At 62.9% G+C, this 22,932-nt stretch carries 19 protein-coding genes; 11 read left to right on the top strand and 8 right to left on the bottom strand.

Features of this window, described 5'->3' with window-relative positions; translation table 11 throughout:
- Positions 1-177: 177 nt before the first annotated feature.
- On the top strand, positions 178-918 hold the full coding sequence (locus GTW23_RS13625; RefSeq protein WP_252916158.1) for a TylF/MycF/NovP-related O-methyltransferase: 741 nt from the start codon (positions 178-180) through the stop codon (positions 916-918).
- A 27-nt stretch (positions 919-945) separates the two neighbouring features.
- Here GTW23_RS13625 and GTW23_RS13620 read toward each other — a convergent pair whose 3' ends face one another.
- A complete protein-coding gene (locus GTW23_RS13620; RefSeq protein WP_252916157.1) occupies positions 946-3,231 on the bottom strand; it encodes an NADP-dependent malic enzyme in 2,286 nt (761 codons plus the stop codon).
- Between the two features lie 159 nt (positions 3,232-3,390).
- Here GTW23_RS13620 and mutS point away from each other — a divergent pair, with 159 nt between their 5' ends.
- Positions 3,391-6,141, top strand: a complete 2,751-nt coding sequence (mutS, locus tag GTW23_RS13615) for a DNA mismatch repair protein MutS (RefSeq protein WP_252916156.1) — start codon at positions 3,391-3,393, stop codon at positions 6,139-6,141.
- A gap of 105 nt (positions 6,142-6,246) precedes the next feature.
- Positions 6,247-7,239: an adenosine kinase gene (locus tag GTW23_RS13610; protein ID WP_252916155.1), complete on the top strand. Its 993-nt coding sequence runs from the start codon at positions 6,247-6,249 to the stop codon at positions 7,237-7,239.
- Positions 7,240-7,251: 12 nt separating this feature from the next.
- On the opposite strand, the gene GTW23_RS13605 is transcribed toward GTW23_RS13610, so the two are convergent.
- From GTW23_RS13605 to hrcA, 3 genes are all read right to left on the bottom strand, one after another.
- Positions 7,252-7,887 (bottom strand): trimeric intracellular cation channel family protein, encoded by a 636-nt coding sequence (locus tag GTW23_RS13605; RefSeq protein ID WP_152010685.1) that lies wholly within the window; start codon positions 7,885-7,887, stop codon positions 7,252-7,254.
- Positions 7,888-7,917: 30 nt separating this feature from the next.
- Positions 7,918-8,571, bottom strand: coding sequence for a nucleotide exchange factor GrpE (gene grpE / locus GTW23_RS13600; protein WP_267661029.1), 654 nt, complete (start codon positions 8,569-8,571; stop codon positions 7,918-7,920).
- Between the two features lie 209 nt (positions 8,572-8,780).
- Positions 8,781-9,860, bottom strand: coding sequence for a heat-inducible transcriptional repressor HrcA (gene hrcA / locus GTW23_RS13595; protein WP_375591195.1), 1,080 nt, complete (start codon positions 9,858-9,860; stop codon positions 8,781-8,783).
- Between the two features lie 219 nt (positions 9,861-10,079).
- Here hrcA and rph point away from each other — a divergent pair, with 219 nt between their 5' ends.
- The 4 genes from rph (at position 10,080) to GTW23_RS13575 (ending at position 15,180) form a co-directional block, all read left to right on the top strand.
- Positions 10,080-10,805, top strand: a complete 726-nt coding sequence (gene rph, locus GTW23_RS13590; protein WP_152010688.1) for a ribonuclease PH — start codon at positions 10,080-10,082, stop codon at positions 10,803-10,805.
- A 5-nt stretch (positions 10,806-10,810) separates the two neighbouring features.
- Positions 10,811-11,464 carry a non-canonical purine NTP pyrophosphatase gene (locus GTW23_RS13585; RefSeq protein WP_252916153.1) on the top strand — a complete coding sequence of 218 codons (654 nt, stop codon included), beginning with the start codon at positions 10,811-10,813 and terminating at the stop codon, positions 11,462-11,464.
- Positions 11,465-11,526: 62 nt separating this feature from the next.
- On the top strand, positions 11,527-12,714 hold the full coding sequence (hemW, locus tag GTW23_RS13580; RefSeq protein WP_252916152.1) for a radical SAM family heme chaperone HemW: 1,188 nt from the start codon (positions 11,527-11,529) through the stop codon (positions 12,712-12,714).
- A 291-nt stretch (positions 12,715-13,005) separates the two neighbouring features.
- The gene (locus GTW23_RS13575; protein ID WP_252916151.1) at positions 13,006-15,180 is read left to right on the top strand and encodes a putative bifunctional diguanylate cyclase/phosphodiesterase; all 2,175 of its coding nucleotides are present in this window, start codon (positions 13,006-13,008) and stop codon (positions 15,178-15,180) included.
- Positions 15,181-15,241: 61 nt separating this feature from the next.
- On the opposite strand, the gene GTW23_RS13570 is transcribed toward GTW23_RS13575, so the two are convergent.
- On the bottom strand, positions 15,242-17,179 hold the full coding sequence (locus GTW23_RS13570; RefSeq protein WP_252916150.1) for a putative bifunctional diguanylate cyclase/phosphodiesterase: 1,938 nt from the start codon (positions 17,177-17,179) through the stop codon (positions 15,242-15,244).
- 192 nt (positions 17,180-17,371) lie between these two features.
- Here GTW23_RS13570 and GTW23_RS13565 point away from each other — a divergent pair, with 192 nt between their 5' ends.
- A complete protein-coding gene (locus tag GTW23_RS13565; protein ID WP_252916149.1) occupies positions 17,372-18,133 on the top strand; it encodes a sulfite exporter TauE/SafE family protein in 762 nt (253 codons plus the stop codon).
- 18 nt (positions 18,134-18,151) lie between these two features.
- On the opposite strand, the gene GTW23_RS13560 is transcribed toward GTW23_RS13565, so the two are convergent.
- Entirely contained in the window at positions 18,152-18,370 is a 219-nt protein-coding gene (locus GTW23_RS13560) for a DUF6500 family protein (protein ID WP_252916148.1), read from the bottom strand.
- 260 nt (positions 18,371-18,630) lie between these two features.
- Between GTW23_RS13560 and rsmI the strand changes: the two genes are divergently transcribed.
- Together rsmI and GTW23_RS13550 are read left to right on the top strand one after the other, a co-directional pair.
- A complete protein-coding gene (gene rsmI / locus GTW23_RS13555; RefSeq protein ID WP_252916324.1) occupies positions 18,631-19,539 on the top strand; it encodes a 16S rRNA (cytidine(1402)-2'-O)-methyltransferase in 909 nt (302 codons plus the stop codon).
- Positions 19,536-19,904: a YraN family protein gene (locus GTW23_RS13550; RefSeq protein ID WP_152010695.1), complete on the top strand. Its 369-nt coding sequence runs from the start codon at positions 19,536-19,538 to the stop codon at positions 19,902-19,904. The genes rsmI and GTW23_RS13550 overlap by 4 nt, the downstream gene beginning before the upstream one ends.
- Here the strand turns inward: GTW23_RS13550 and GTW23_RS13545 are convergent.
- Positions 19,888-20,193: a hypothetical protein gene (locus GTW23_RS13545; RefSeq protein WP_152010696.1), complete on the bottom strand. Its 306-nt coding sequence runs from the start codon at positions 20,191-20,193 to the stop codon at positions 19,888-19,890. The genes GTW23_RS13550 and GTW23_RS13545 overlap by 17 nt on opposite strands.
- Before the next feature lie 117 nt (positions 20,194-20,310).
- Here GTW23_RS13545 and GTW23_RS13540 point away from each other — a divergent pair, with 117 nt between their 5' ends.
- Positions 20,311-21,129 carry a LysR family transcriptional regulator gene (locus tag GTW23_RS13540; protein ID WP_252916147.1) on the top strand — a complete coding sequence of 273 codons (819 nt, stop codon included), beginning with the start codon at positions 20,311-20,313 and terminating at the stop codon, positions 21,127-21,129.
- Between the two features lie 4 nt (positions 21,130-21,133).
- On the opposite strand, the gene GTW23_RS13535 is transcribed toward GTW23_RS13540, so the two are convergent.
- Positions 21,134-22,675 carry a sensor histidine kinase gene (locus GTW23_RS13535; protein ID WP_252916146.1) on the bottom strand — a complete coding sequence of 514 codons (1,542 nt, stop codon included), beginning with the start codon at positions 22,673-22,675 and terminating at the stop codon, positions 21,134-21,136.
- Positions 22,676-22,932: the final 257 nt, after the last annotated feature.

Genomic DNA, 22,932 nt, shown 5'->3' with positions numbered 1-22,932 from the left:
AAACCAAAATTAACCATGAATGCCGCAGTCTGGATCTTCATGTTGCAGCCGAACCCGAGGATCGCTTCCGCACGGTCTGCTGCAAGCCGAAAATGCACTTTGAAGGTTTGAGTTCGTGCAGCATTTGCAAAAGGCCGCAGAATTTCCGAACCGCCATCAGCAGATGGCGGACCGCGGATGAAGCGGGTTGACCGGCTCCGGATCCGTCACGACGACGAGATCGCAAAATTGATGGAAACAGAAGCCGGCCAGGCGGAGTACTGGCGCCGGCTTGATGACGAATGCCATCAGAGCCCTTTGATCTGGCTTCTGGAAGAGAGCCTGGAGCTTGAGGGTGACGTCATCGAGTGTGGCGTGTACCGCGGCGGCAGCACCCGCCTGATGGGCCGCAGGATGCGCGATCTCGCGCCCGGAAAGCCGCTTTTTGCCTGCGACAGTTTCGAGGGATTTCCCCAAGACCGGATTCTCGACGCCGATCTCGGCCCGTTCCGCTTCCGCTTCAAGATCCGCCGCAAGTTCCGCCATGCGATGGATGTGCCGGGTCGGCTGATTGCATTCTTCGACACCTACCGTGTCAACGGCCACGTGGTGAAGGGGTTCTTTTCCGAAACGCTGCCCCGGATGCGCCGGCGCAAGTACTGCTTCATGTTCATCGACTGCGATATCTATGAATCGCATCTCGACTGCCTCAACGTGCTCTATGACCAGCTGGTCCCGGGCGGCATCGTGGTGTTCGATGATTACGCCGAACCGAAATGGCCCGGCGCCTCGCGCGCCGTGGACGAGTTCTTTGCAGACCAGCCGGTCAAGCCGGAACAGCTGATGCTCGGACGCAAGTCGGTCTGGTTCGTTCGCAAGCCGCAGGCCGAACAACAACCGGCGGAAATTTACGAACCGCTATTGCTCAAGCGCGCCTGAACCGAAGCACTGCCTGCTCTCCGCCGCTCAGTTCGACGCGTTGTAGGCCGCAATCGCCGCCATGTTGACGATGTCGGAATCCTTGGCACCCATCGAGACGATCTGGATCGACTTGTCGAGGCCGACCAGCAGCGGGCCGATGACGGTTGAGCCACCGAGTTCCTGCAGCATCTTGGTCGAGATCGAGGCCGAGTGGAACGCCGGCATGACCAGCACGTTAGCGGTGCCCGACAGGCGGCAGAAAGGGTATTGCTCCATCACCTTGGAATTGAGCGCCACATCGGCCGCCATCTCGCCGTCATACTCGAAATCGACCCGGCGCTTGTCGAGGATCCTGACCGCGTCGCGCACCCGTTCCGAGCGCTCGCCGGTCGGGTGACCGAAGGTTGAATAGGCCAGCATCGCCACGCGCGGCTCGTAGCCGAGCCTGCGGGCCATGCCTGCGGCTTCCTCGGCAATATCAGCCAGTTCCTCGGAGTTGGGCATGTCGATGACGGCGGTATCGGCGACAAACACGGTGCGGCCCCGGCACAGTGCCAGGGAGACGCCGATCATCCGGTGGCCGGGCTTGACGTCGACGCAGCGGCGAATGTCCTCGAGCGCGGTCGAATAGTTCCGCGTCGTGCCGGTGACCATGGCATCGGCATCGCCGAGAGCCACCATGCAGGCGCCGAAATGGTTGCGGTCGGTGTTGATCAGCCGCTGGCAATCGCGGTGCAGGTAGCCTTTGCGCTGCAGCCTTGCATAGAGATAGTCGGTGTAGGCATCGACACGGCGCGAGACGCGGGCATTGACCAGTTCGAGACCCGGACGGTCGAGATCGATGCCAGCCTGTTTTGCGGTCTCGCGCATCTGCTCTTCGCGGCCCAGAAGGCAGGCGGTGCCGAGCCGCTGGTTCACATAGGAAACAGCGGCACGCATGACTTGCTCTTCCTCGCCCTCGGCGAAGACGACGCGGCGCGGGTGGCGGCGGACACGCTCGTAAAGCCGCTGCAGCGTCGAGGCGATAGGGTCGCGCCGGGCGGAGAGCTCCTGGGCATAGGCGTCCATGTTGAGGATCGGCTTCTGCGCCACCCCCGAGTCCATCGCGGCCCTGGCGACCGCAACAGGAATAGCCGAGATCAGGCGCGGATCGAACGGCACCGGAATGATGTATTGCGGACCGAAGCGGGGGCGGACGCCCTGATAGGCCGCGGCGACATCGTCGGGCACATCCTCGCGGGCCAGATTGGCCAGCGCCTGGGCGGCAGCGATCTTCATGTCCTCGTTGATGGTGGTGGCCCGCACATCCAGCGCGCCGCGGAAGATGTAGGGGAATCCGAGGACATTGTTGACCTGGTTGGCGTAGTCCGAGCGGCCGGTCGCCATGATCGCGTCATTGCGGATCGAGGCGACCTCTTCGGGCGTGATTTCCGGGTCCGGATTGGCCATGGCGAAGATGATCGGGTTCTTGGCCATCGAGGCGATCATCTCGTTGGTCAGGGCACCCTTGGCCGAAAGACCGAAAATGACGTCGGCACCTTCCATGGCATCGGCCAGCGAGCGTGCCTTGGTCTCCACCGCATGGGCCGATTTCCACTGGTTCATGCCCTCGGTGCGGCCCTTGTAGATCACGCCCTTGGTGTCGCAGAGCGTGATGTTCTGCGGCGCAAACCCCATCGCCTTGACCAGCTCGACGCAGGCGATTGCCGCGGCACCAGCGCCGTTGCAGACGAGCTTGGTGGTCTTGAGATCACGGTCGGTCAGATGCAGCGCGTTGATCAGGCCCGCAACCGCGATGATCGCGGTGCCGTGCTGATCATCATGGAACACCGGGATATCCATGATCTCGCGCAGGCGCTGCTCGATGATGAAGCAATCGGGCGCCTTGATGTCCTCGAGATTGATGCCGCCGAAGCTCGGCCCCAGAAACCGCACGCAGTTGATGAACTCGTCGACATTTTCGGTGTCGACCTCCAGATCGATGGAATCGACGTCGGCGAAGCGCTTGAACAGCACCGACTTGCCTTCCATCACCGGTTTGGAGGCCAGGGCGCCGAGATTGCCAAGGCCCAGAATGGCGGTGCCATTGGAAATGACGGCCACCATGTTGCCCTTTGCGGTGTAGTCGAAGGCGCGCGAGGGATCCTCGGCAATGGCCTTGACCGGAACGGCAACGCCCGGCGAATAGGCCAGCGACAGATCGCGCTGCGTCGCCATGGGTTTTGTCGGGTTGATTTCGAGCTTGCCGGGCCGGCCGCGGGCGTGGAAATCCAGCGCCTCCTGATCGGTGACCTGAGAAATCGAGCGATCTGACTTGTCCGTCCCTGGCATATGTCTCCATCCCGTTGTGGGCGACCTTGTGTATGGCGCCTCGTAACTGTTGTCTTTGTCCTCATCCCACCGTTAGGGTGGTTGGCACGGCCTGTAAAGCCGCGCGGCCGGTGAAGCTTACATCGCAAAGATTTGAAAACCCAAGACAGGCATTACCTCTTGAACGCCGAATCCCCGCTTAATCCTGCCATACTGACGACCGCCCAGCTTGCCTCGCCGGAAAGCCGGGCGACCGCGACGCCGATGATGGAGCAGTTCATCGAGATCAAGGCGAACAATCCGGATTCGCTGCTGTTCTACCGGATGGGGGATTTCTACGAGCTGTTCTTCGAGGACGCGGTGGACGCGTCGCGGGCGCTCGGCATCACGCTGACCAAGCGCGGCCAGCACCTGGGCCAGGATATCCCGATGTGTGGCGTGCCGGTGCATGCGGCAGACGATTACCTGCAGAAGCTGATTTCGCTCGGCTTCCGGGTCGCCGTCTGCGAGCAGACCGAGGACCCGGCGGAGGCGAAGAAACGCGGCTCGAAATCTGTGGTACGGCGCGACGTGACCCGGCTGGTCACGCCCGGGACGCTGACCGAGGAAAAGCTGCTCGATCCGTCGCAGTCGAACTTCCTGATGGCGCTGGCCCGGGTCAAGGGCGCGGGTGAATCCCAGTTCGGGCTGGCCTGGATCGACATTTCCACCGGTGCGTTTCATGTCGGCGAAAGCCGGCTGGCGCGGCTTCTGGCCGACATTGCCCGGGTGGAGCCGCGCGAGCTGATCCTGGCCGACAACGTGTTCCACGACCCGGAGCTTCGGCCGCTGGTCGACCAGCTCGGCCGGGTAGCCGCACCGCAGCCGGCGGTGCTTTTTGACAGCGCCTCGGCGGAAGGCCGGATCGCGCGGTTCTTCGAAGTCAGCTCGCTGGATGGTTTCGGCAGTTTCTCGCGGGCGGAACTGGCGGCGGCGGCGGCGGCGATTGCCTATGTCGAGAAGACCCAGATTTCCGAGCGGCCGCCGCTGGGCCGGCCCGAGCGTGAAAGCGACGGCGCGCGGATGTTCATCGACCCGGCGACGCGGGCAAGCCTCGAGCTGGTGCGGACACTGTCGGGCGAGCGGCAGGGCAGCCTGATCAAGGCAGTCGACCGGACCGTGACCGGCGGCGGCGGACGCAAGCTCGCCGAATGGCTGATGGCGCCGCTGACCGATCCGGATGCCATCAATGCGCGGCTCGACGGCGTTTCGCATCTGATCGCCAATCCCGGCCTGAGCGAGAAACTGCGGCGGGCGATCAAGGGCGTCTCCGACATGCCGCGAGCACTGTCGCGGCTGGCGCTCAACCGCGGCGGACCGCGCGATCTCGGCGCCATTCTTGCCGGATTGAAGGCCGCCACCGATATCGCCGCACTGTTTGGCGACGGGGAAACGCCACCGCATTTGCAAAGTGCGGTGAATGCACTCAGGGCGGTTCCCGGCGAGATCGGCGCTCGGCTGGCAGCGACACTTGACGACGAATTGCCGCTGATGAAGCGCGACGGCGGCTTTGTGCGGGCAGGACACTCGCCGGAACTCGATGAACTCCGGGCGCTGAGAGATCAGTCGCGGCGGGTGATTGCCGGGCTGCAGCTGTCCTATGCCGAGGAAACCGGGGTCCGGTCTCTCAAGATCAAGCATAACAATGTGCTGGGCTATTTCATCGAGGTGACGGCGCTCAATGCCGGACCGCTGACCGAGGGCGACGAGGCCAAGTCCAAATACATCCACCGGCAGACCATGGCCAATGCCATGCGGTTTACCACCACCGAACTCTCGGATCTGGAAACCCGCATCGCCAATGCGGCGGGCGAAGCGCTGGCGATCGAACTATCGGCCTTTGACGAGCTGGTGCTGATGGTTGTGGCCCACGCCGATGCGATCAAGGCGGCAGCAGACGCGCTGTCGGTGATCGACGTGACCGCCGCACTCGCGGAGCTTGCCCAGGAGCAGGGGTACTCGCGCCCGAAGGTGGACGACAGCCTCGCCTTCGAGATCGTCGCGGGACGCCATCCGGTGGTCGAGCAGGCGCTGAGAAAGCAGGCAGCGCAGCCGTTTGTCGCCAATGACTGCAACCTGTCGCCACCCGAGGGAAGCGATGATGGCGGCGCGATCTGGCTGCTGACCGGGCCCAACATGGGCGGCAAGTCGACCTTTCTGCGACAGAACGCGCTGATTGCCATCATGGCGCAGATGGGCTCGTTCGTGCCAGCAGGCAGTGCCCATATCGGCGTGGTCGACCGGCTGTTCTCGCGGGTCGGGGCCTCGGATGATCTGGCGCGCGGGCGCTCGACCTTCATGGTCGAGATGGTCGAGACCGCGGCGATCCTCAACCAGGCCGGGCCGCACTCGCTGGTCATCCTCGATGAGATCGGCCGTGGCACCGCCACCTTCGACGGGTTGTCGATCGCCTGGGCGGCGGTCGAGCATCTGCATGCCCAGAACTGTTGCCGGGGCCTGTTCGCGACCCATTTTCACGAGCTCACCGCGCTGTCGGAGAAACTGCCGCGGCTTTCGAACGCCACCATGAAGGTCAAGGAATGGCAGGGCGACGTCGTGTTCCTGCACGAGGTCGGCGCCGGTGCCGCAGACCGCTCCTACGGCATCCAGGTGGCGCGGCTTGCGGGCCTGCCCGACGCGGTGGTGTCACGCGCCCGCGAGGTGCTGCAGCTGCTTGAAACCAGCGAGCGGGAAAACCCGGCGGCACGGCTGGTCGACGACCTGCCGCTGTTTGCGGTGCCCGTGCACAGGGGAGTGGAGAAGGCTGCAAAGGGACCGTCGCAGTCCGACGCCTACCTCACAGAAATCAACCCGGACGACATGACCCCGCGCGAGGCGCTGGAGGCGCTGTATGAACTCAAGCGGCGGCTGGTTGAGCCGGGGAAAAGCTGAGCCTCGGCACGGCACGCACCTTTGGCGGGGTTCCATCCCGACCAAAAACCGATAAGAGAGGACCGGCTGCGCAGCACGATCGCAGTTCGGTAACGAGGAAACGGAATGAGCCAGTTCGACGTCCTGTGCATCGGCAATGCGATTGTCGATATCATCGCCCGCTGCGACGAGACCTTTCTCGTCGACAATGCCATCATCAAGGGCGCGATGAACCTCATCGACGCCGAGCGGGCGGAACTGCTCTATTCCCGCATGGGCCCCGCCATCGAGGCCTCGGGCGGCAGCGCCGGCAACACGGCGGCCGGCATCGCCAGTTTCGGCAGCCGGTCGGCCTATTTCGGAAAGGTGGCCGATGACCAGCTCGGCAAGATCTTCAACCACGACATCCGGGCGCAAGGGGTTCATTTCGAGACCCGGCCACTGAAAGACACGCCGCCCACCGCGCGCTCGATGATCTTCGTGACACCGGATGGCGAGCGTTCGATGAACACCTATCTCGGCGCCAGTGTCGAGCTTGGCCCCGAAGACGTTGAAGCCGACGTGGTGGCCGGCAGCAAGGTCACCTATTTCGAAGGCTACCTGTGGGATCCGCCACGGGCCAAGGATGCGATCCGGCTCTGCGCCGACATCGGCCACAAGCATGGCCGGGAAATGTCGATGACGCTGTCGGACCCGTTCTGTGTCGACCGTTACCGAAACGAGTTTCTCGAGCTGATGCGCTCGGGTACCATCGACATCATCTTCGCCAATGCGGACGAAGCCAAGTCGCTCTACCAGACCGACAATTTCGAACATGCGGTGTCGCAGCTGCGCAAGGACTGCAAGCTTGCGGCGATCACACGTTCCGAGCATGGCTCGGTCATCGTCCGGGGTGATGAACGCTACGACATCGACGCGATCGACATTGATGAGGTGGTCGATACCACCGGCGCGGGCGATCTCTATGCGGCGGGTTTCCTGCACGGCTACGCCCACGGCAAGCCGCTCGATGTCTGCGGCAAGCTCGGCAGCCTGGCCGCCGGCCTGGTGATCCAGCAGATCGGCCCACGGCCGCAACTGTCGCTCAAGGACGCCGCCCTCGACGCCGGGTTCGTCTGACCCCAGCCTGCCTTACATGACGTCTTCGGGCGGGCGGCCTGCGCGTGAGCGGTAGGGCGAAAACGCCCAGCCATAGCGAATGGCGCCGCCGCGGACGGCAAAGGCGGCGGTGACACCGATGGCCGACGCCAGGATCAGTGGCGCGCCGAGCAGGCTGGCGGCGACATAACCGCCGGCCCCGACCAGAGCAGCCGAGACATAGATTTCGGGACGCATCAGCACCGAAGGCTCGCCGGAGAGAAGATCCCGCAGGATGCCGCCCAGTGTCGCCGTCATCATTCCTGTTACAAGGGCGACGATCGGCGAGCCGCTGAGCGCCAGACCCTTGGCCGCGCCCATCACCGCATAGGCGGAGAGACCGATGGCGTCGAGCCAGAGCAAGAGCCGATAGCGCGATTCCACCAGGTGCGCGGTGAAATAGACAATCACCGCGACAAAGACGCAGACGACCAGGTAGGCGGGCTTGCCAACCCAGAACACCGGCGTTGCGCCGAGCACGATGTCGCGGAAGGTGCCGCCGCCAATGCCGGTCACGGCGGCAAGAAAGACGAAGCCGATCATGTCGAGCTGTTTGCGCGAGGCGGCCAGCGCGCCGGTGGCGGCAAAGACCGCGACACCGGCATAGTCGAGTGCATCAAGCGGGGTCATGGGTGGTTCCTCTCCCCGCCGGGGCAGGCCTCAGACGTCGTAGCCGGAGGCCGGATCCGGGCCATCGGAATCTGATTGCGCGGCTTCGGGCTGCGCGGTTTCCTTGGGGCCACCCTTGGAAACGCCGACCATGGCCGGACGCAACATCCGGTCGCCGATCACGTAGCCGGGCTGAACCACGTCGAGGACGGTGTTGTTGGGCACCTCGGTGTTTGGGACCTCGTACATGGCCTGGTGGAAGTTCGGATCGAACTTCTGGCCCATCGGCTCGAGCTTGCGCACACCGTGACGCTCCAGCGTCGACAGCATCGCGCGTTCGGTCAGTTCGACACCCTCGACGAGGGTCTTCAGGCCGTTGTCGGACGCAGCCTCGGACTGTTCCGGAACCGCCGCGAGGGCGCGCTGAAGATTGTCGGAGACCTGCAGCATGTCACGGGCGAAGCCGGAAATGGCGTAGCTCTTGGCGTCCTTGATCTCGCGCGCGGTGCGGCGGCGCAGATTTTCCATCTCGGCGGCCATGCGCAGGCGCTGGTCCTTGAGATCGGCAATCTCGGCCATCAGCACCTGCATCGGGTCCAGCTCCTGTTCCTGGCCAGGATTGGCGGCCTGTTCAACCTCGGGTGCGGCGTCGGCCTGCGGCTTATCGTGTTCGCGGCCCTGGCTTTCATCGCTCATGTTGTGCATGTCCTGACTGTTGTGATGAGTGTCTGAGGATCACCGATTGCATGGATGACCCGGAGATATGCCACGCATATCGACGTTCGGGCCGTAAAAATCAAGGCCCTGCAACGCGGCGGCGTGCTTGCGCCGGCCTGCAGGGCAAGCGAAAACCGCAATCTGCGGAACCCTGCCAAGCCGCCCTGCGGCAGCCATGTCCTGGCCCGGCCGCCGCGCTATTTGCGAACCAGGCGCGAGACCAGCTGCGCGGTGTAATCGACCATCGGGACAATACGGGCGTAGTTGAGCCGGGTCGGGCCGATGATGCCGACGGCGCCCACGACCTTGTCCTCGCCGTCGCGCCAGGGCGCCACGATCAGGGATGAGCCCGAGAGCGAAAACAGCTTGTTTTCCGATCCGATGAAGATCCGCACACCGGAGCCCTCCTCGGCCAGCGTCATCAGCTCGATCAGGCTTTCCTTGCGCTCAAGTTCGTCAAACAGCAGCTTGAGACGATCGAGCTCCTCGCCAGCAGAAAGGCCTTCCAGAAGATTGCCGCGGCCACGCACGATGAGCCGCGCGGTGCTGGCACCCTCGCGGCTTCCGGCCCAGACCGCCAGGCCGCGCTCTACCAGATCGCGCGAGAGCACATCGAGCTCGGAGCGGACCTCGTCGGTGATCCGTTCCAGTTCCTGGCGGACCTCGCTCATCGTCCTTCCGGCCAGATGGGCATTGAGAAAATTAGCCGCCTCGGTCAATTGTCCGGCGGTAACGCCATCCGGCAATTCCATCACACGGTTCTCGACCTGGTCGTTGCCACCGACCAGCACCACCAGCGCCCGCTTTGGGTCGAGCCTGATGAACTCGATATGGCGGATGGTGGAATCCTGCTTGGCGGCGATGACGAGGCCTGCCCCGCGGGTCATGCCCGACAGCATCTGGCTGGCCTCTGTCAGCAGTGTCTCGACCGGACGGCTGGTGTCTTCGGAATGGACCTGACGCTCAATTGTCTGGCGCATCTCCGGCTGCAGATCGCCGACCTGCATGAAGGCGTCGACAAAGAAGCGCAGGCCCTTCTGGGTCGGCAGCCTGCCGGCACTGACATGGGGTGCGTAGATCAGGCCGAGATCCTCGAGATCACTCATCACGTTGCGGATGGATGCCGGTGACAGCGACATCGGCAACATCCGCGAAAGACTGCGGGAGCCGAGCGGATCGCCGGATTCCATGTAGCTTTCCACCAGTGCGCGGAAAATTTCGCGCGAACGTTCGTCAAGCGCCCCGACAAGGTCCGCCGGGATGGATGGGGTGTTCATGGTCATGTCTTGGTCATGGTCATGTGCAGTTTCCTACAGGCCGCCTGCGGCGCTGCCTAGCGGGAATATAGGTATTTGCGCCTCAACACGGAAGAGGCAACCCGCACCTGGCGGCATTGGCATCAGCCTCGGCGCAATCGTCGGGGTGGAGCGCTTTTTCTTTGCATCGGGCGGCGCGCGCCGATAGAAGGCGGCAACATTGAAATCAGGAGAGATATCATGCGCCCATCGGGCCGGAACACAGACAAGATGCGGGCGGTCAGCTTCGAACGCAACGTTTCCAAGCACGCCGAGGGCTCTTGCCTGGTCAAGTTCGGCGACACCCATGTGCTTTGCACCGCCAGTCTTGAAGAACGGGTTCCACCGTGGCTGCGCAATGGTGGCAAGGGCTGGGTCACCGCCGAATACGGCATGCTGCCGCGCTCGACAGGCGACCGCATGCGCCGCGAAGCCTCCTCGGGCAAGCAGGGCGGCCGGACGCTTGAAATCCAGCGCCTGATCGGCCGCTCGCTGCGCGCCGTCGTCAATCTCGAAGAACTCGGCGAACGCCAGATCACGGTCGATTGCGACGTCATCCAGGCCGATGGCGGCACCCGCACGGCCGCCATCACAGGCGCATGGATCGCGCTGCACGACTGCCTGAAGTGGATGGAAGCGCGGGCCATGGTTCGCACCGAGCGCGTGCTCAAGGACAATGTCGCCGCCGTCTCCTGCGGCATCTTTGCCTCGCAGCCGGTGATCGATCTCGACTATCTCGAGGATTCCGCGGCGGAAACGGACGCCAATTTCGTCATGACCGGCTCGGGCGGCATCGTCGAGATCCAGGGCACGGCCGAAGCCGAGCCGTTCACGCAGGAACAATTGCTCGAACTTCTGGAACTGGCCAAGAACGGGATTGCCGATCTGGTCGCCATGCAGAAGGAAACGGTCGCAGGACCGCTGTAACACCGATGACGGACGCGCCCCTCACCAAACTGCTGGTCGCCAGCCACAATGCCGGCAAGATCTCGGAAATCCGTGACCTGTGCGGACCGCTCGGCGTCGAGGTCACCTCGGCGGCAGAACTCGGGCTGCCGGAACCCGAGGAAACCGGCGATACATTCGAGGCCAATGCGGCAACCAAGGCGCTTGCCGCCGCGAAGGCCTCGGGGCTGATCGCATTGTCGGATGATTCAGGCCTGGTGGTCGACGCGCTCGATGGCGCACCCGGAGTGTACACTGCCGACTGGGCGACGCTTGAAGACGGAAGCCGCGACTTCAACGTGGCCATGCAGAAGGTCGAGGATGCGCTCAAGGCGCGCGGCGCGGAAACCGACGCGCAGCGTACCGGACGCTTTGTCAGCGTGCTGTGCCTGGCAACGCCCACGGGCGAGGTCAGCTTCTATCGCGGCGAGGCGGACGGCGTTCTTGTCTGGCCACCGCGCGGGTCGCTGGGCTTCGGCTACGATCCGGTGTTCCGCCCCGATGGCCATAGCCGCACATTCGGCGAAATGCCGGCTGAAGAAAAGCATGGCTGGACTCCCGGCCAGGCGACCGCGCTGTCGCACCGCGCGCGCGCCTTCAAGCTGTTTGCGGAACAACGTCTCGGTGTAGCCGCAACGTGAGCACGCCGTCCCGCCCAACGGACCAACCGGTATCCGGATCCGGCACCCACAGCGGTACCGGCGTGAACGCCACCCATGCAGCCGACAGCATTGCGCCGGACACCGGCAAGCCCGGGTTCGGCGTCTACCTGCACTGGCCGTTCTGCGCCGCAAAATGCCCCTATTGCGATTTCAACAGCCATGTCCGGCATGCCGGTATCGACCAGCAGGCCTATGTTGCGGCTTTCAAGCAGGAAATCGCAGCGATGCGGGCCATGTCGGGCCCCAGGGTTGTCACCAGCATGTTCTTTGGCGGCGGCACGCCGTCGCTGATGTCACCCGACACGGTCGGCGCCATTCTCGATGCGGTTCGCGACGCCTGGGTGGTGCCGGAAGGGATCGAGATCACGCTGGAGGCCAACCCGTCGAGTGTCGAGGCCGGCCGGTTTCGCGGCTACCGGCAGGCGGGGGTCAACCGGGTGTCGATGGGCGTGCAGGCCCTCAACGACCCTGACCTGAAACGGCTGGGACGGCTGCACAACCGGGCCGAGGCGCTGAAAGCCATCGGGCTGGCGCGCGAAATCTTCCCGCGGATGTCGTTCGACCTGATCTATGCGCGGCCGGATCAAACCGCGGAGGCCTGGGCAGCGGAACTGGAAGAGGCCATTTCGCTGGCCGCCGACCACCTGTCGCTCTACCAGCTGACGATCGAGGAAGGCACACCGTTTTACGGATTGCACAAGGCCGGCAAGCTGATCGTCCCCGATGGCGACCTTTCCGCCGAGCTTTATGAACTCACCCATCGGGTGTGCGAGCGGCACGGGCTGCCCGCCTACGAGGTGTCGAACCACGCCCGGCCTGGCGCCGAGAGCCGGCACAATCTGACCTACTGGCGTTATGGCGACTATGCCGGCATCGGCCCCGGCGCGCATGGCCGGCTGTCGACCAAGACCGGCAAGATTGCCACGGCGACCGAGCGCACTCCAGAGACCTGGCTGAAGCTTGTTGCAGAAAACGGTCATGGTATGACCGAAACAACCGAACTGACGGCACAGGAGCAGGCCGACGAATTGCTGCTGATGGGATTACGGCTGCGCGAAGGCATCAACCTGAAACGCTGGGGCGCATTGGCCGGGCGAGGACTCGATCCCGACCGCACCGATTTCCTGATCCATCACGGCATGATCGAGAAGATGGGTGCGGACCGGATCCGCTGCACGCAAGCGGGCATGCTGGTGCTCGACGCGGTGGTTGCCGATCTCGCGTTCTGAGTGTCAGGATGCTTGTCGAGGTTTCGACACGCCACTGAACAATCCGCTCTTGCCGTGCACCGCCGTGCGCCTGCCTGCCGATCTTGCCTGACCTCATGGCGCGCCGATCCGGTCACCCCTTCCCCGTTGCGCAGTGTGAAAACTGTGTTGATACTGAACATGCGTTTCGAAACGGGCCAATCAAGCGGCTTCAAAACCAGGAAACATTGACTCTTTCCTCTTCATTTTCGCGCAAGTTTTGCACATTAAACTCCTGTCGATTACATCTATATTTTGTCAGGACAGCAGAACATGTCCAAATTACTCACGTTCCTCAAAGGAATAACCGGCAGGGTGACTACTCTCCTGGTCCTGATCGTTTCTGTTTCAATTCTCATCACGGCAACGCTGGGCTATTTCAAGCTCTACCAGGTGACCGCAGCGAATTCCGAGATCCGCATCGACCGCGCCGCGCGGGCAGCCACGGCACTGTTTGCGGAGCGTCTCGCCTCCGAGTTCACAGTGATCCGCGACGAGGCCGGTACTCCGCTGGCCCTGCGGCTGAAAGGGGAGGATCCGACGGGAGCCCTAACCTTCCGTGACGCCCATGACGCGCTTCTCAAGGAGATCGGGGCTATCAACCAGGGTGCCGCCAACCTGTTCAGACTCAATCCCGAGTCCCAGGCGTTTGACCGGTTTGCCACGACTTTCCGCAGACCGGACGGATCGATGCCGCCGCCGATGTCGATCGGGATCATGCACCCCGCCTATGACAATCTGATCAACAACCGGCCGCATCTTGGCGAGGTTCCGGTGATGGGGCGGATGCGGCTGGCCTATCTGACGCCGATCCAGACGGCCACCGGCAGTGTCGCCGGCGCACTGGCCGTCGATGTCGGCTGGGTGGACGATCTGGTCGCGGCAAGAAACGAGCTGCGGCGGCAGATCATTATTGCAACCGGCCTCATTCTCGTCCTGGTCGCCGCCTTCGGCGCCGCCAGCCTGGGTGCCGAGCTCAAGCCGCTCAGGGCGCTTTCGCGGTATGCCGAGGACCTGGCTGCCGGAGCCCCAGCGGGCGCGGTGCCCTACAGGAAGCGGAACGACGAGATCGGCGCGCTGGCGCAGGGGCTCGAAAGGGTGGTCGCGCTGCAGGGAAAGCTTGCCCACCTCGCCTATACCGATCCGTTGACGGGCCTTGCCAACCGCAGCAGACATCTCAACGACCTCGACCAGGCGCTGAGCGAAAGTCTCTCGGGGCAGCGCAAGTGGACCCTGCTGCATATCGACCTCGACAAGTTCAAGCAGGTCAACGACGGATATGGCCAGAGCGTCGGCGACCGGGTGATCAAGCTCATCGCTGCCCGCATCAAGGACACTGCCGGAGACAGCGCCCGGATTGCCCGCCTGGCCGCGGACCATTTCGCGGTGCTGATCGGTGATGGCCGCCCGGCCGAGGAGGTGGAAACACTGGCGGAAAAACTGCTGACCGAGATCCATGAGCCGCTGCAACTCAACGCCGGCGAAATCCGCCTGACCGGCTCGATCGGGATCGTTCTACTGCAACACGACGCCAGCGATGCCGATGAGGCCCACCGCAACGCCGGCCTCGCCCTGCGCAAGGCCAAGGCAAAGGGCGACCGGGCGGTGTTCTTCTCATCCGAGATGCTTGACGATTTCCAGAACCACATGCGGATAGAGCGGATGCTGAGGCTGGCGATCGCCGATCGCGAGATCGAGGTTCACTTCCAGCCGCAGGTCAACCCGGCGACCCACCAACTCGCCGGTGTCGAGGCGCTGGCACGCTGGACCCATCCGGCGGAAGGACCGATTTCGCCGGGCATGTTCATTCCGATCGCCGAGGCCAGCGGCCAGATCGTCGACCTGGGAACCCTGATTCTCGAACTGGCCTGCGAACAGGCTGCGAAATGGCGCGCGGCCGGTTTCGGGTTCCGTCACATCTCGATAAACGTTTCGCCGATCCAGTTGTGGCAGCCGAATTTCATCGAGGTGGTCAAGGACGCGCTCAAACGCCATGACCTGGCGGGCAACGAGATCTGCATCGAAATTACGGAAGGGGTGTTTGTCGACCAGAGCAAACAGCGCATCGAAAAGGTTCTGGCGGCGTTGCGTCAGCTCGGTGTGCTGCTGTCACTTGATGATTTCGGATCGGGCTATTCCTCGCTGGGGTATCTCAACCGGCTTCCGTTCGACCAGCTGAAGGTCGACCGGAGCTTCGTCTCCGACATCGACACGGATGTGCGCAAGCAGAAGGTGATGCGCGGGATCCTCGAACTCGGCCGTGGCCTGGGTTTTGACATCGTCGTCGAAGGTGCCGAAACGCTCGAAGAGGTCACCGTGATCCGTGACATAGGCTGCGATGCCATACAGGGCTATTACTATTCCAGGCCGGCCCCCGCCTTGCTGATCCCGGAAGTGGTCAAGAAGATCCAGCGCCTGAAGCCGAGCGAGCAAGCCCGCACCGCCTGAGCGGCTATTGACCGGCAAGAACCGTTGACCACCACGCGCCAGCTCCGCTGCGACAGGAGGCTCAACCCGCCTTGCGGCCCAATTCGGGCCGGGGAAGAAATCTCCCGATCTCGCTCCCAGCGACGGGGGCGGAGTAATAGTAACCCTGAACCAGAATCCCGCCGAGCTTCTTGAGCACCTCGAGCTCCTCGCTGGTCTCGACGCCTTCGATGACACAGTCCAGATCCATGTCGGAGCTGAGTGCAAGCAGGGACTTGACGATCTTGTAGCTTGCCGGGTTCTTGTGCAGACCGGAGACGAAACTGCGGTCGATCTTGATCTTGGTCAGCGGCAGCGCGTGCAACTGGCTGAGGCTCGAATAGCCGGTGCCGAAGTCGTCCAGCGCCATCCCGCAGCCGAGGATCTTGAAGATCTCGATAGCGGCCTTGGCCTGGGCAAAATCATACATCATCGCCGTTTCGGTGATCTCCAGATCAAGCCGCCTGGGATCCATGCCGCTTGACAGGATGATGCCGACAATGGTCGCCACATCGTCGGATGAACTGATGTCGTGCGTGGACAGGTTGAAGGACAGGCCCACCTCCTCAGGCCAGGTGATGGCCGTAGCAAGGGCCTTTCTCAGCAATGTGCAGGTCAGTTCGCTGATCAGCCCGATACGTTCGGCAACAGGGATGAACACGGCAGGCGAGACGTTGCCGAGCACCGGACTGTTCCACCGCGCCAGGGCTTCGAACGAAACGGTCCTGCCGCTTTGGATGTTGACGATGGGCTGGAAGAAGACGGTCAGCTCCGCATCAAGATCAGCCTTGCTGAGCAATTGCTCCAGTTGCTGGTTCTGCTCGATGGCGGCAACATGTTCCTTGCTGAACAGAAGCGCATGACCGCGGTTTGATTCCTTGCCCTTGTAGAGCGCGTAATCGGCCCGCTCATAAAGCTGGTGCACGTCTTCGGCGAGCTCGGGATACACGGAAAAGCCAATCGATCCGGAGATCAGGACCGTCGAGTCGCTCAGCACGAACGGGGTCCGCAGCGCTGCGCAGATCTCCTCACCAAGGCCGATCAGGGCCTCGTTGTCGGGACAATCGTCGACAATGAAGGCGAACTCGTCACCACCCAGCCTTGCGACATGACCACTGTCGCCGACAAACGCCAACAAACGCTGGCCAACCTCGTAAAGCAGGCTGTCACCGGCGGTATGACCATAGAGATCATTGACGGGCTTGAAGCCATCGAGATCGATGAGACCGACAGCCAGCCGCCGGCCTTTCGCGTTTGAGAAGTCCTGTTCAAGCCGTGCGAAGAACTGGCGGCGGTTGGACAGTCCGGTCAGGCTGTCCAGGTTGGCAAGCCGTTCATTTTCGTGGTTTGCAGTTTCCAGCTTGGCTCGGGCTGTCACCGCTGCGGAGAAATGCCGGTACTGCACCGTGACGACCAGCAGCAGGGCGACTGACACCAGCACCAGGTTCACAGCCATGCCCAAGAAGGAGGCGATCCCGGCAAGGCTGAAATAGGTCACGAACGAAATGTTGATCACGGCCGCGACAATGAACGCCGCCGAGGGCAATTGCTGCAGACAGATGATCACACCCAGGCCGGTGATGCCGACGAAGAAAGCGATATTGCCGCGCATGTAGGCATCGCCATAGGGATAGAGCGACAACGACCATGCAACGAGAGCAGCAGTGAGGATGAAGCTGAACTGATTGGTTCGGGTCAGCGCCTTGTGCGCGGTTTTGGCATCGGGCACGGCGGAGACGGAGCGCCACCAGCTCGCGACTCGGACACAGCACACCACTGAAATGAAGGCCGGAATCCAGATCGTCAGCCAATCGGGCGCCCGTTGCGCAAAGGTGATGGCAAGCGCCCATGCATTGATCAGCACGATCGCATACATCAGGGGCACCTGTTTGGAAAAAACCTCAAACTGGGCCTTCAGCAGATCTGCATTGTCGGCAGGCACCACCAACAGACGTCGCAACCGAGAAACTGCAGTTTTCATCACTTTTGAGTGCCGTCGTGGATTGCCGGAAAGAAACGCTCACGATGGAAATACATAAAGTATATTAAATTTGAGTATCCCGGACTTGCGGGGTTGATGCCGCGGCGCCAGGACCGGAAAGACAGACAAGCCAAGGAAAACCGGCGGCAGACTGCCAGCTCCGGTCGCGCAGACGAGGAGGCCGCTGTTCATATGCTCACCATGATGACGCAGTATACCGGGCTTGCCGGGGCCGATCTGGCTATTGTTCTGGCGGCAGTGTTCCTTGCGGGTCTCATCCGTGGCTTCGCCGGCTTCGGATTGTCGGCCATCGTGATGGCCTCCGCTGCGACCCGGATTCCACCGGTTGAACTGATACCGGTCTGCTACCTGCTTGAGGGGGCGGCGAGCCTGGCGATGTTCCGGGGCGGGATGGCGCATGCCGACATGAGAATTGTCCGCGGGCTGGTGATCTGTTCGGCCATCGGTATTCCGATTGGGCTGCTGGCCACCACAAGCATGGACATCGAGCTTTCCAGAAAACTGGCGCTGTGCCTCATCCTGGCCTTGACGGCGGCGCAGTTCTTCCGCCTGAGGCCTGCTTTCCTGAGCACCACAAAGGGTCTGTATGCCAGCGGTCTTGCCGCCGGGATCGCAACCGGGCTTGCATCTGTCGGTGGCATGGTGATCGCTCTCTACGTGCTGGCCAGCGAAGCGCCGCCCAGACAGATGCGCGCGTCGCTGGTCATGTTCCTGGCGATCAGCATGTTCACCTCGCTGATCTGGCTCATCGCCTACGACCTGATGACCATGCAGGCAATCTGGCGCGGCGCATTGATGGCTCCGGTGGCGCTGCTCGGGGTGTGGGCTGGAATCCTGCTGTTCCGGCCGGCCTATGAGCCAATCTACAAGACCGCCTGCCTGATGCTGCTCGCACTCCTGTCTGCAGTCGGATTGATCAGCCAGTTCAACTGAGACCTTTTCCCACCGGCCTCACAGCTGATCAAGCAGCATGCGCCGGATCCTGGCAGCCTTTTCAAAGTGATCGAGCCGGTGAGTGCTGATCCACCATGTCGCCGCTTCCATCAGCAGTTCCGGATCGTCATTCCTGTTGGCAAAGAAGGCATAGAAGGACAGCCCGACGCCTTCGCCATTCCGCGCGATCTTCGTCTCGCAGACGGCGATCGCCTTTTCTCTCAGTGATGCACGCATGAAGGCTCCCCGTATTGGCACCCGCTTCTAGAAGGGCCAGCGGTCAAAAGCTGTCAGCAGCAGTGTCCAGCAAGCTCGAAGGCGGGGGCAACCGCCAAAATTCCGGGCGGTTGCCTCTCACACCCGGTTCAAAAACTCTGCTACACCCGCCCTTGAGACTGAAACATGGCCCGCCGGGGTGACAGACCAGGCCGGGTTACGGGGCACAGATGACGCGCGGAAAATCAACAGCTTCGGCTGACGCCGGCAACAAGGGCACAATGGAAGCCGACCGGCGGGCACGGTCGTTTCGCATCGGTGCGCACGAGATCGCCGCACGGCCGCTCGAGCCGGGGCTCTATCTGGTTTCCACCCCGATCGGCAATCTCGGCGACATGACCATCCGCGGGCTGGAGACGCTTTCGGGCGCCGACATCATCGCCTGCGAGGATACCCGCGTCAGCCGGGTGCTGCTCGACCGCTTCGGCATCGCCACCCGTCCCCACGCCTATCACGAGCACAATGCCGAGCGCGCCGGGCCGAAGCTGATGGAAGCGCTCGAAGCCGGGAAAAGCGTGGCGCTGATCTCCGATGCCGGAACGCCGCTTGTCTCGGATCCCGGCTACCGGCTCTCGCAGACCGCGATCGAGGCCGATATCCCGGTGATCCCGGTTCCCGGAGCCTCGGCGCCGATGGCAGCCCTTGTCGCTTCGGGCCTGCCCAGCGACACCTTCCTGTTCGCGGGCTTCCTGCCGTCGAAAGACAAGGCGCGGCGCGATCGTCTGGCATCGTTTGCTGCAACCGAGGCGACGTTGATGTTCTTCGAAAGCCCGAACCGCATCGCCGCCTGCCTGAAGTCAGCCGCCGCGGTTCTGGGCGCAGATCGCCCGGCTGCCGTATGCCGGGAGCTGACCAAGGCTTACGAGGAAATCCGGCGCGGCACGCTGGGCGAGCTTGCCGCACGTTACGAGGACGAGAGCGTGCGCGGCGAGATCGTGCTGGTGATCGGCCCCGGCTCGACGCCGGCTCCTTCGGAGGGCGATGTCGACCTCCTACTGGCCAAGCTTGCAGCCGATCTGCCCGCCGGCAAGGCTGCGACGGAAGCGGCCAGGCTCACCGGCCTCAACCGCAAGGATCTCTATGCCCGATTGCTCGCCCTGAAAGCCATTTCACCGGAAGGCGAGGCGTGAGCGCGGGCGACAGGCTCGACAGGAAACGGCGCTCCGAGCGCAAGGGCCGCCGCGCGGAATGGTTTGCGGCGATGGCACTGATGCTCAAGGGTTACCGCATCGTCGCCCTGCGCTACCGCACGCCGCTGGGGGAAATCGACATCGTGGCGCGCAAGCGTGATCTCATCGCCTTCATCGAGGTCAAGGCGCGGCGGGATCTGGCCTCGGGAGTGGATGCTGTGAGCTATTCCGCGCAACGGCGGATTCAGGCTGCGGGCGAGTTGTTCATCGGTCGGCAGCCGGCTTCCGCAAGCCTGTCCTGGCGGCATGACATCATCGTGGTCAGCCCGTGGAAGTGGCCTGTGCATCTCAAGGATGCTTTTTAAGGGGCGTGGTCGCGGAAGCCAGCCTGCACGGTTTCTTTTTGCCGCGATCTTTCATGACCGGACCGTCATGCTCAGCTTCAGTAACACGGCTTGCGCCGCTGCTGCCACGCACGAGCAAGATGACCCAACCGGCGGCCGCATCGATCAGGCAGACAATCCGGTAGATCAGCTGCGCTCCGCGTCCGCCATGCAGTTCCATGAAGGCATCCTCCTGACGCTCGGCCCTGGTCTTGCCGGCCTGCGGGAAGGGCCGTGAGCCAGCTCCCTTTCCTGAATTGTCGATACGCATCTACCTGCTCCCCGGCTTGGGCCCTTGAAGGGTTTCTTAACGGGCCAGTCTTGACGAGAGCCCAGAGTAGTGGCTGGCTGGCACTTTCGAAATGAAACGAATTGAAAGGTTCATTTCATGAATGAAACGACTGCCAGGTGGGAGGACCTTCATCTTTTTCTCTCGGTTGCACGGGAGGGCGGGCTGTCGGCTGCGGCGCGGGTGACGGGCCGCAGCGCCGCGACGCTGGGGCGGCGGATGCTCTCACTCGAGCGCTCGATGGGGCGCGAGCTGTTTGTCCGGCACGAGCGCGGTTACGAACTGACCGGCGAAGGCCGTGACCTGCTTGTGGAACTGACCGAGATCGAGGCTCGCATCACCAGGCTTGCGGTCAGACCCGGCAGCGGCGAGAGGCGGCTGGTGAAGATTTCCGCCGGCTCCTGGACCACGCTGCTCCTGCTCGACAATCTTGACAGGATCACCGGAACCCCGGCCGATCTCCGGCTCCGCTTTGTTTCCGCCGAAACTTCGCTGAACATAACCCGCCGCGAGATCGCCATCGGCATCCGCAATGCGCGCCCGACGGATCCGGGCCTTGCCGGGCAGAGCCTGTCGCGCGTGGAATTCGCACCTTATGCCAGAGCAGGTGCGCCAGATCGCTGGATCAAGGTTATGGCCGACACACCCTCGGCGCGCTGGCTCGACAGGATGACCGGCACCGATGCGGTCTGCGAGGTCACCGCGCCGCGCAACAGCCTCGACCTCGCGCTTGCCGGCAAGGGCATTGCCCTGCTGCCCACCTTCATCGGCGACCGGCAGACTGGGCTTGATCGGGCAGGCAGCACCATCGCGGAACTGGCGCATGAACGCTGGATCGTCACCCACCAGGACGATCGCCATCTGCCCGAGGTCCGCCGCGCCATAGACCGGTTGGCCCGGGTGCTCGGAGGGCGGTGAGCGGTCAGGCGGCGGGCCTGAAACCGATATGGATCTCTGCGGAGAACACTGTTCCGTTGTCAAATGTGTAGATGTGGGACCCACCAAGCTGCATCACCATTCCCCTGATGATCTTCGTTCCCATCCCCATGCTGATGGTGGCCGGGTCAAACCCGGGACCGTTGTCGGTGATCACCAGCCTCGCCAGATCCTCCGACATTCCCTTGAGGCTGATGGATACCGTTGCTCCGGCTCTTTCCAGATCGGCATATTTGAGCGCGTTGGTGACGACCTCATTGATCAGCAGCGCCAGTGGTGTGGCGCGCTCGTGGCTGATCAGCAGCGGATCGATGTCGAGGGCCAGCTGCGCGGAGGTGCCATAGGCCTGGAAGAGCTTTTCGGTGATCGAGGAGATGAAGGCCGGCGCATCGAGCGCAGCATAGGCATCCCGGTTGTACATGTGCTCATGCACCGCCGACATGGCTGCAAAGCGCAATTGGATGTCCGTCTTGATGGCTTCGGGAAGATTCTGCATCCGGACCAGCGACTGCATGGACTGCATGTTGTTCTTCACCCGGTGATGGATCTCGCGAAACAGCATGGTGTTGGTCGCTAGCGCATTTTCCAGCTCATCATTGCGGCGTCCGTCCTTCTGCAGAAGCCTTATGATCCATATCGCACAGAGTGCCAGGGCGAGAGTCGTCGGGATGACGACAATCAGGAAGATCCAGACCCGGCGCCAGAACCGCCACATCGTTTCAGCGGTTGAGACTGACGCCAGCGCGATGAGATCGGTGCCCGGAACCGACTGGTAACTGACCACACGTTGCACTCCGTCAACCGGGGACCTGGCGGTGTAGACACCGACGTCCGAGCTGGGAAGCATATGCGTGAACAGCGTGTGCCGGCTAAGGTCGACGGGGCCTTCGGCCGGCGGGTAGCGGGCAACCAGCATGCCGTCGGAACGCAGAATGCTTATGGTTGATCCGGGCCCCAGATCGAGGGACTCCAGCAGGCTCTCGAGCAGAACTCCGTCAAAGGAAATGATGGCGACGCCAATGAACACGCCCTGGCGCTCCAGGCGTCGGCTGAAGGTAAAGATCTCGCTGCCGTCGAGCCGACTCATGAGAAGCGACGAGGTGAAGAAATGCTTTCCTGCCGCGGGCTGTGCAAAATACTCCCGGTCGCGAATGTCGATGTCCACAAAGTTCGGATCCGTGGTGTAAAGGGTCTGTCCCCCGGCGGCGACAATGTAGGCCTTGGCGGTGGCGGGAAGCCCTTCGAGAGCATCCCGGAGGCCGGTCAGGGTGGTGGTCTGGTTGGGCTGGACGTCCCGGCCCAGAGCCGAATCCATTCGCCTGAGCGCCTGTGCTGCGACCTCCACAATCCATGCCGTATTGACCCTGACCGCCTTGGCAGCCGCCGATGCGGTGGCTTCCGCGCGATCCTGCTGTTCGTTTACCCCCTGATAGATAAAGGCACCGATGATGGCGGAATAGATCAGCAGAGTTGCAACGATAAAGATTATTGCGGCCCGCGCCGAAGCGGCAATCGCTTTTGTGACCATTGGGGATCCTTTGCACAGCCCACCCGACGCAACGTGCGGCGGCAGCCGAATTGACGGCCGCAGGCGGGTTCCCGCGGTCGTCATCATCACACCTGCAATTTTCCGGCGGAACTCAACGTGCCGATCCGCAAAAGGTTCCCTAGACTTTTCTGCTGGTGGCAAAAAAATTTCGGAAAGGACAGCTGCCACTCTCTCCCAATACGTCCCTCCCCGTTGCAATCCTCCCCCCTCAGCGCCTATGTGAGAGCCTGAGACTT

It is taken from the genome of Parahoeflea alexandrii, assembly GCF_024105735.1.
Lineage (GTDB): Bacteria > Pseudomonadota > Alphaproteobacteria > Rhizobiales > Rhizobiaceae > Hoeflea > Hoeflea alexandrii.
The sequence above is the reverse complement of the archived record's forward strand: the minus strand, read 5'-3'. Positions and strand labels throughout refer to the sequence as shown.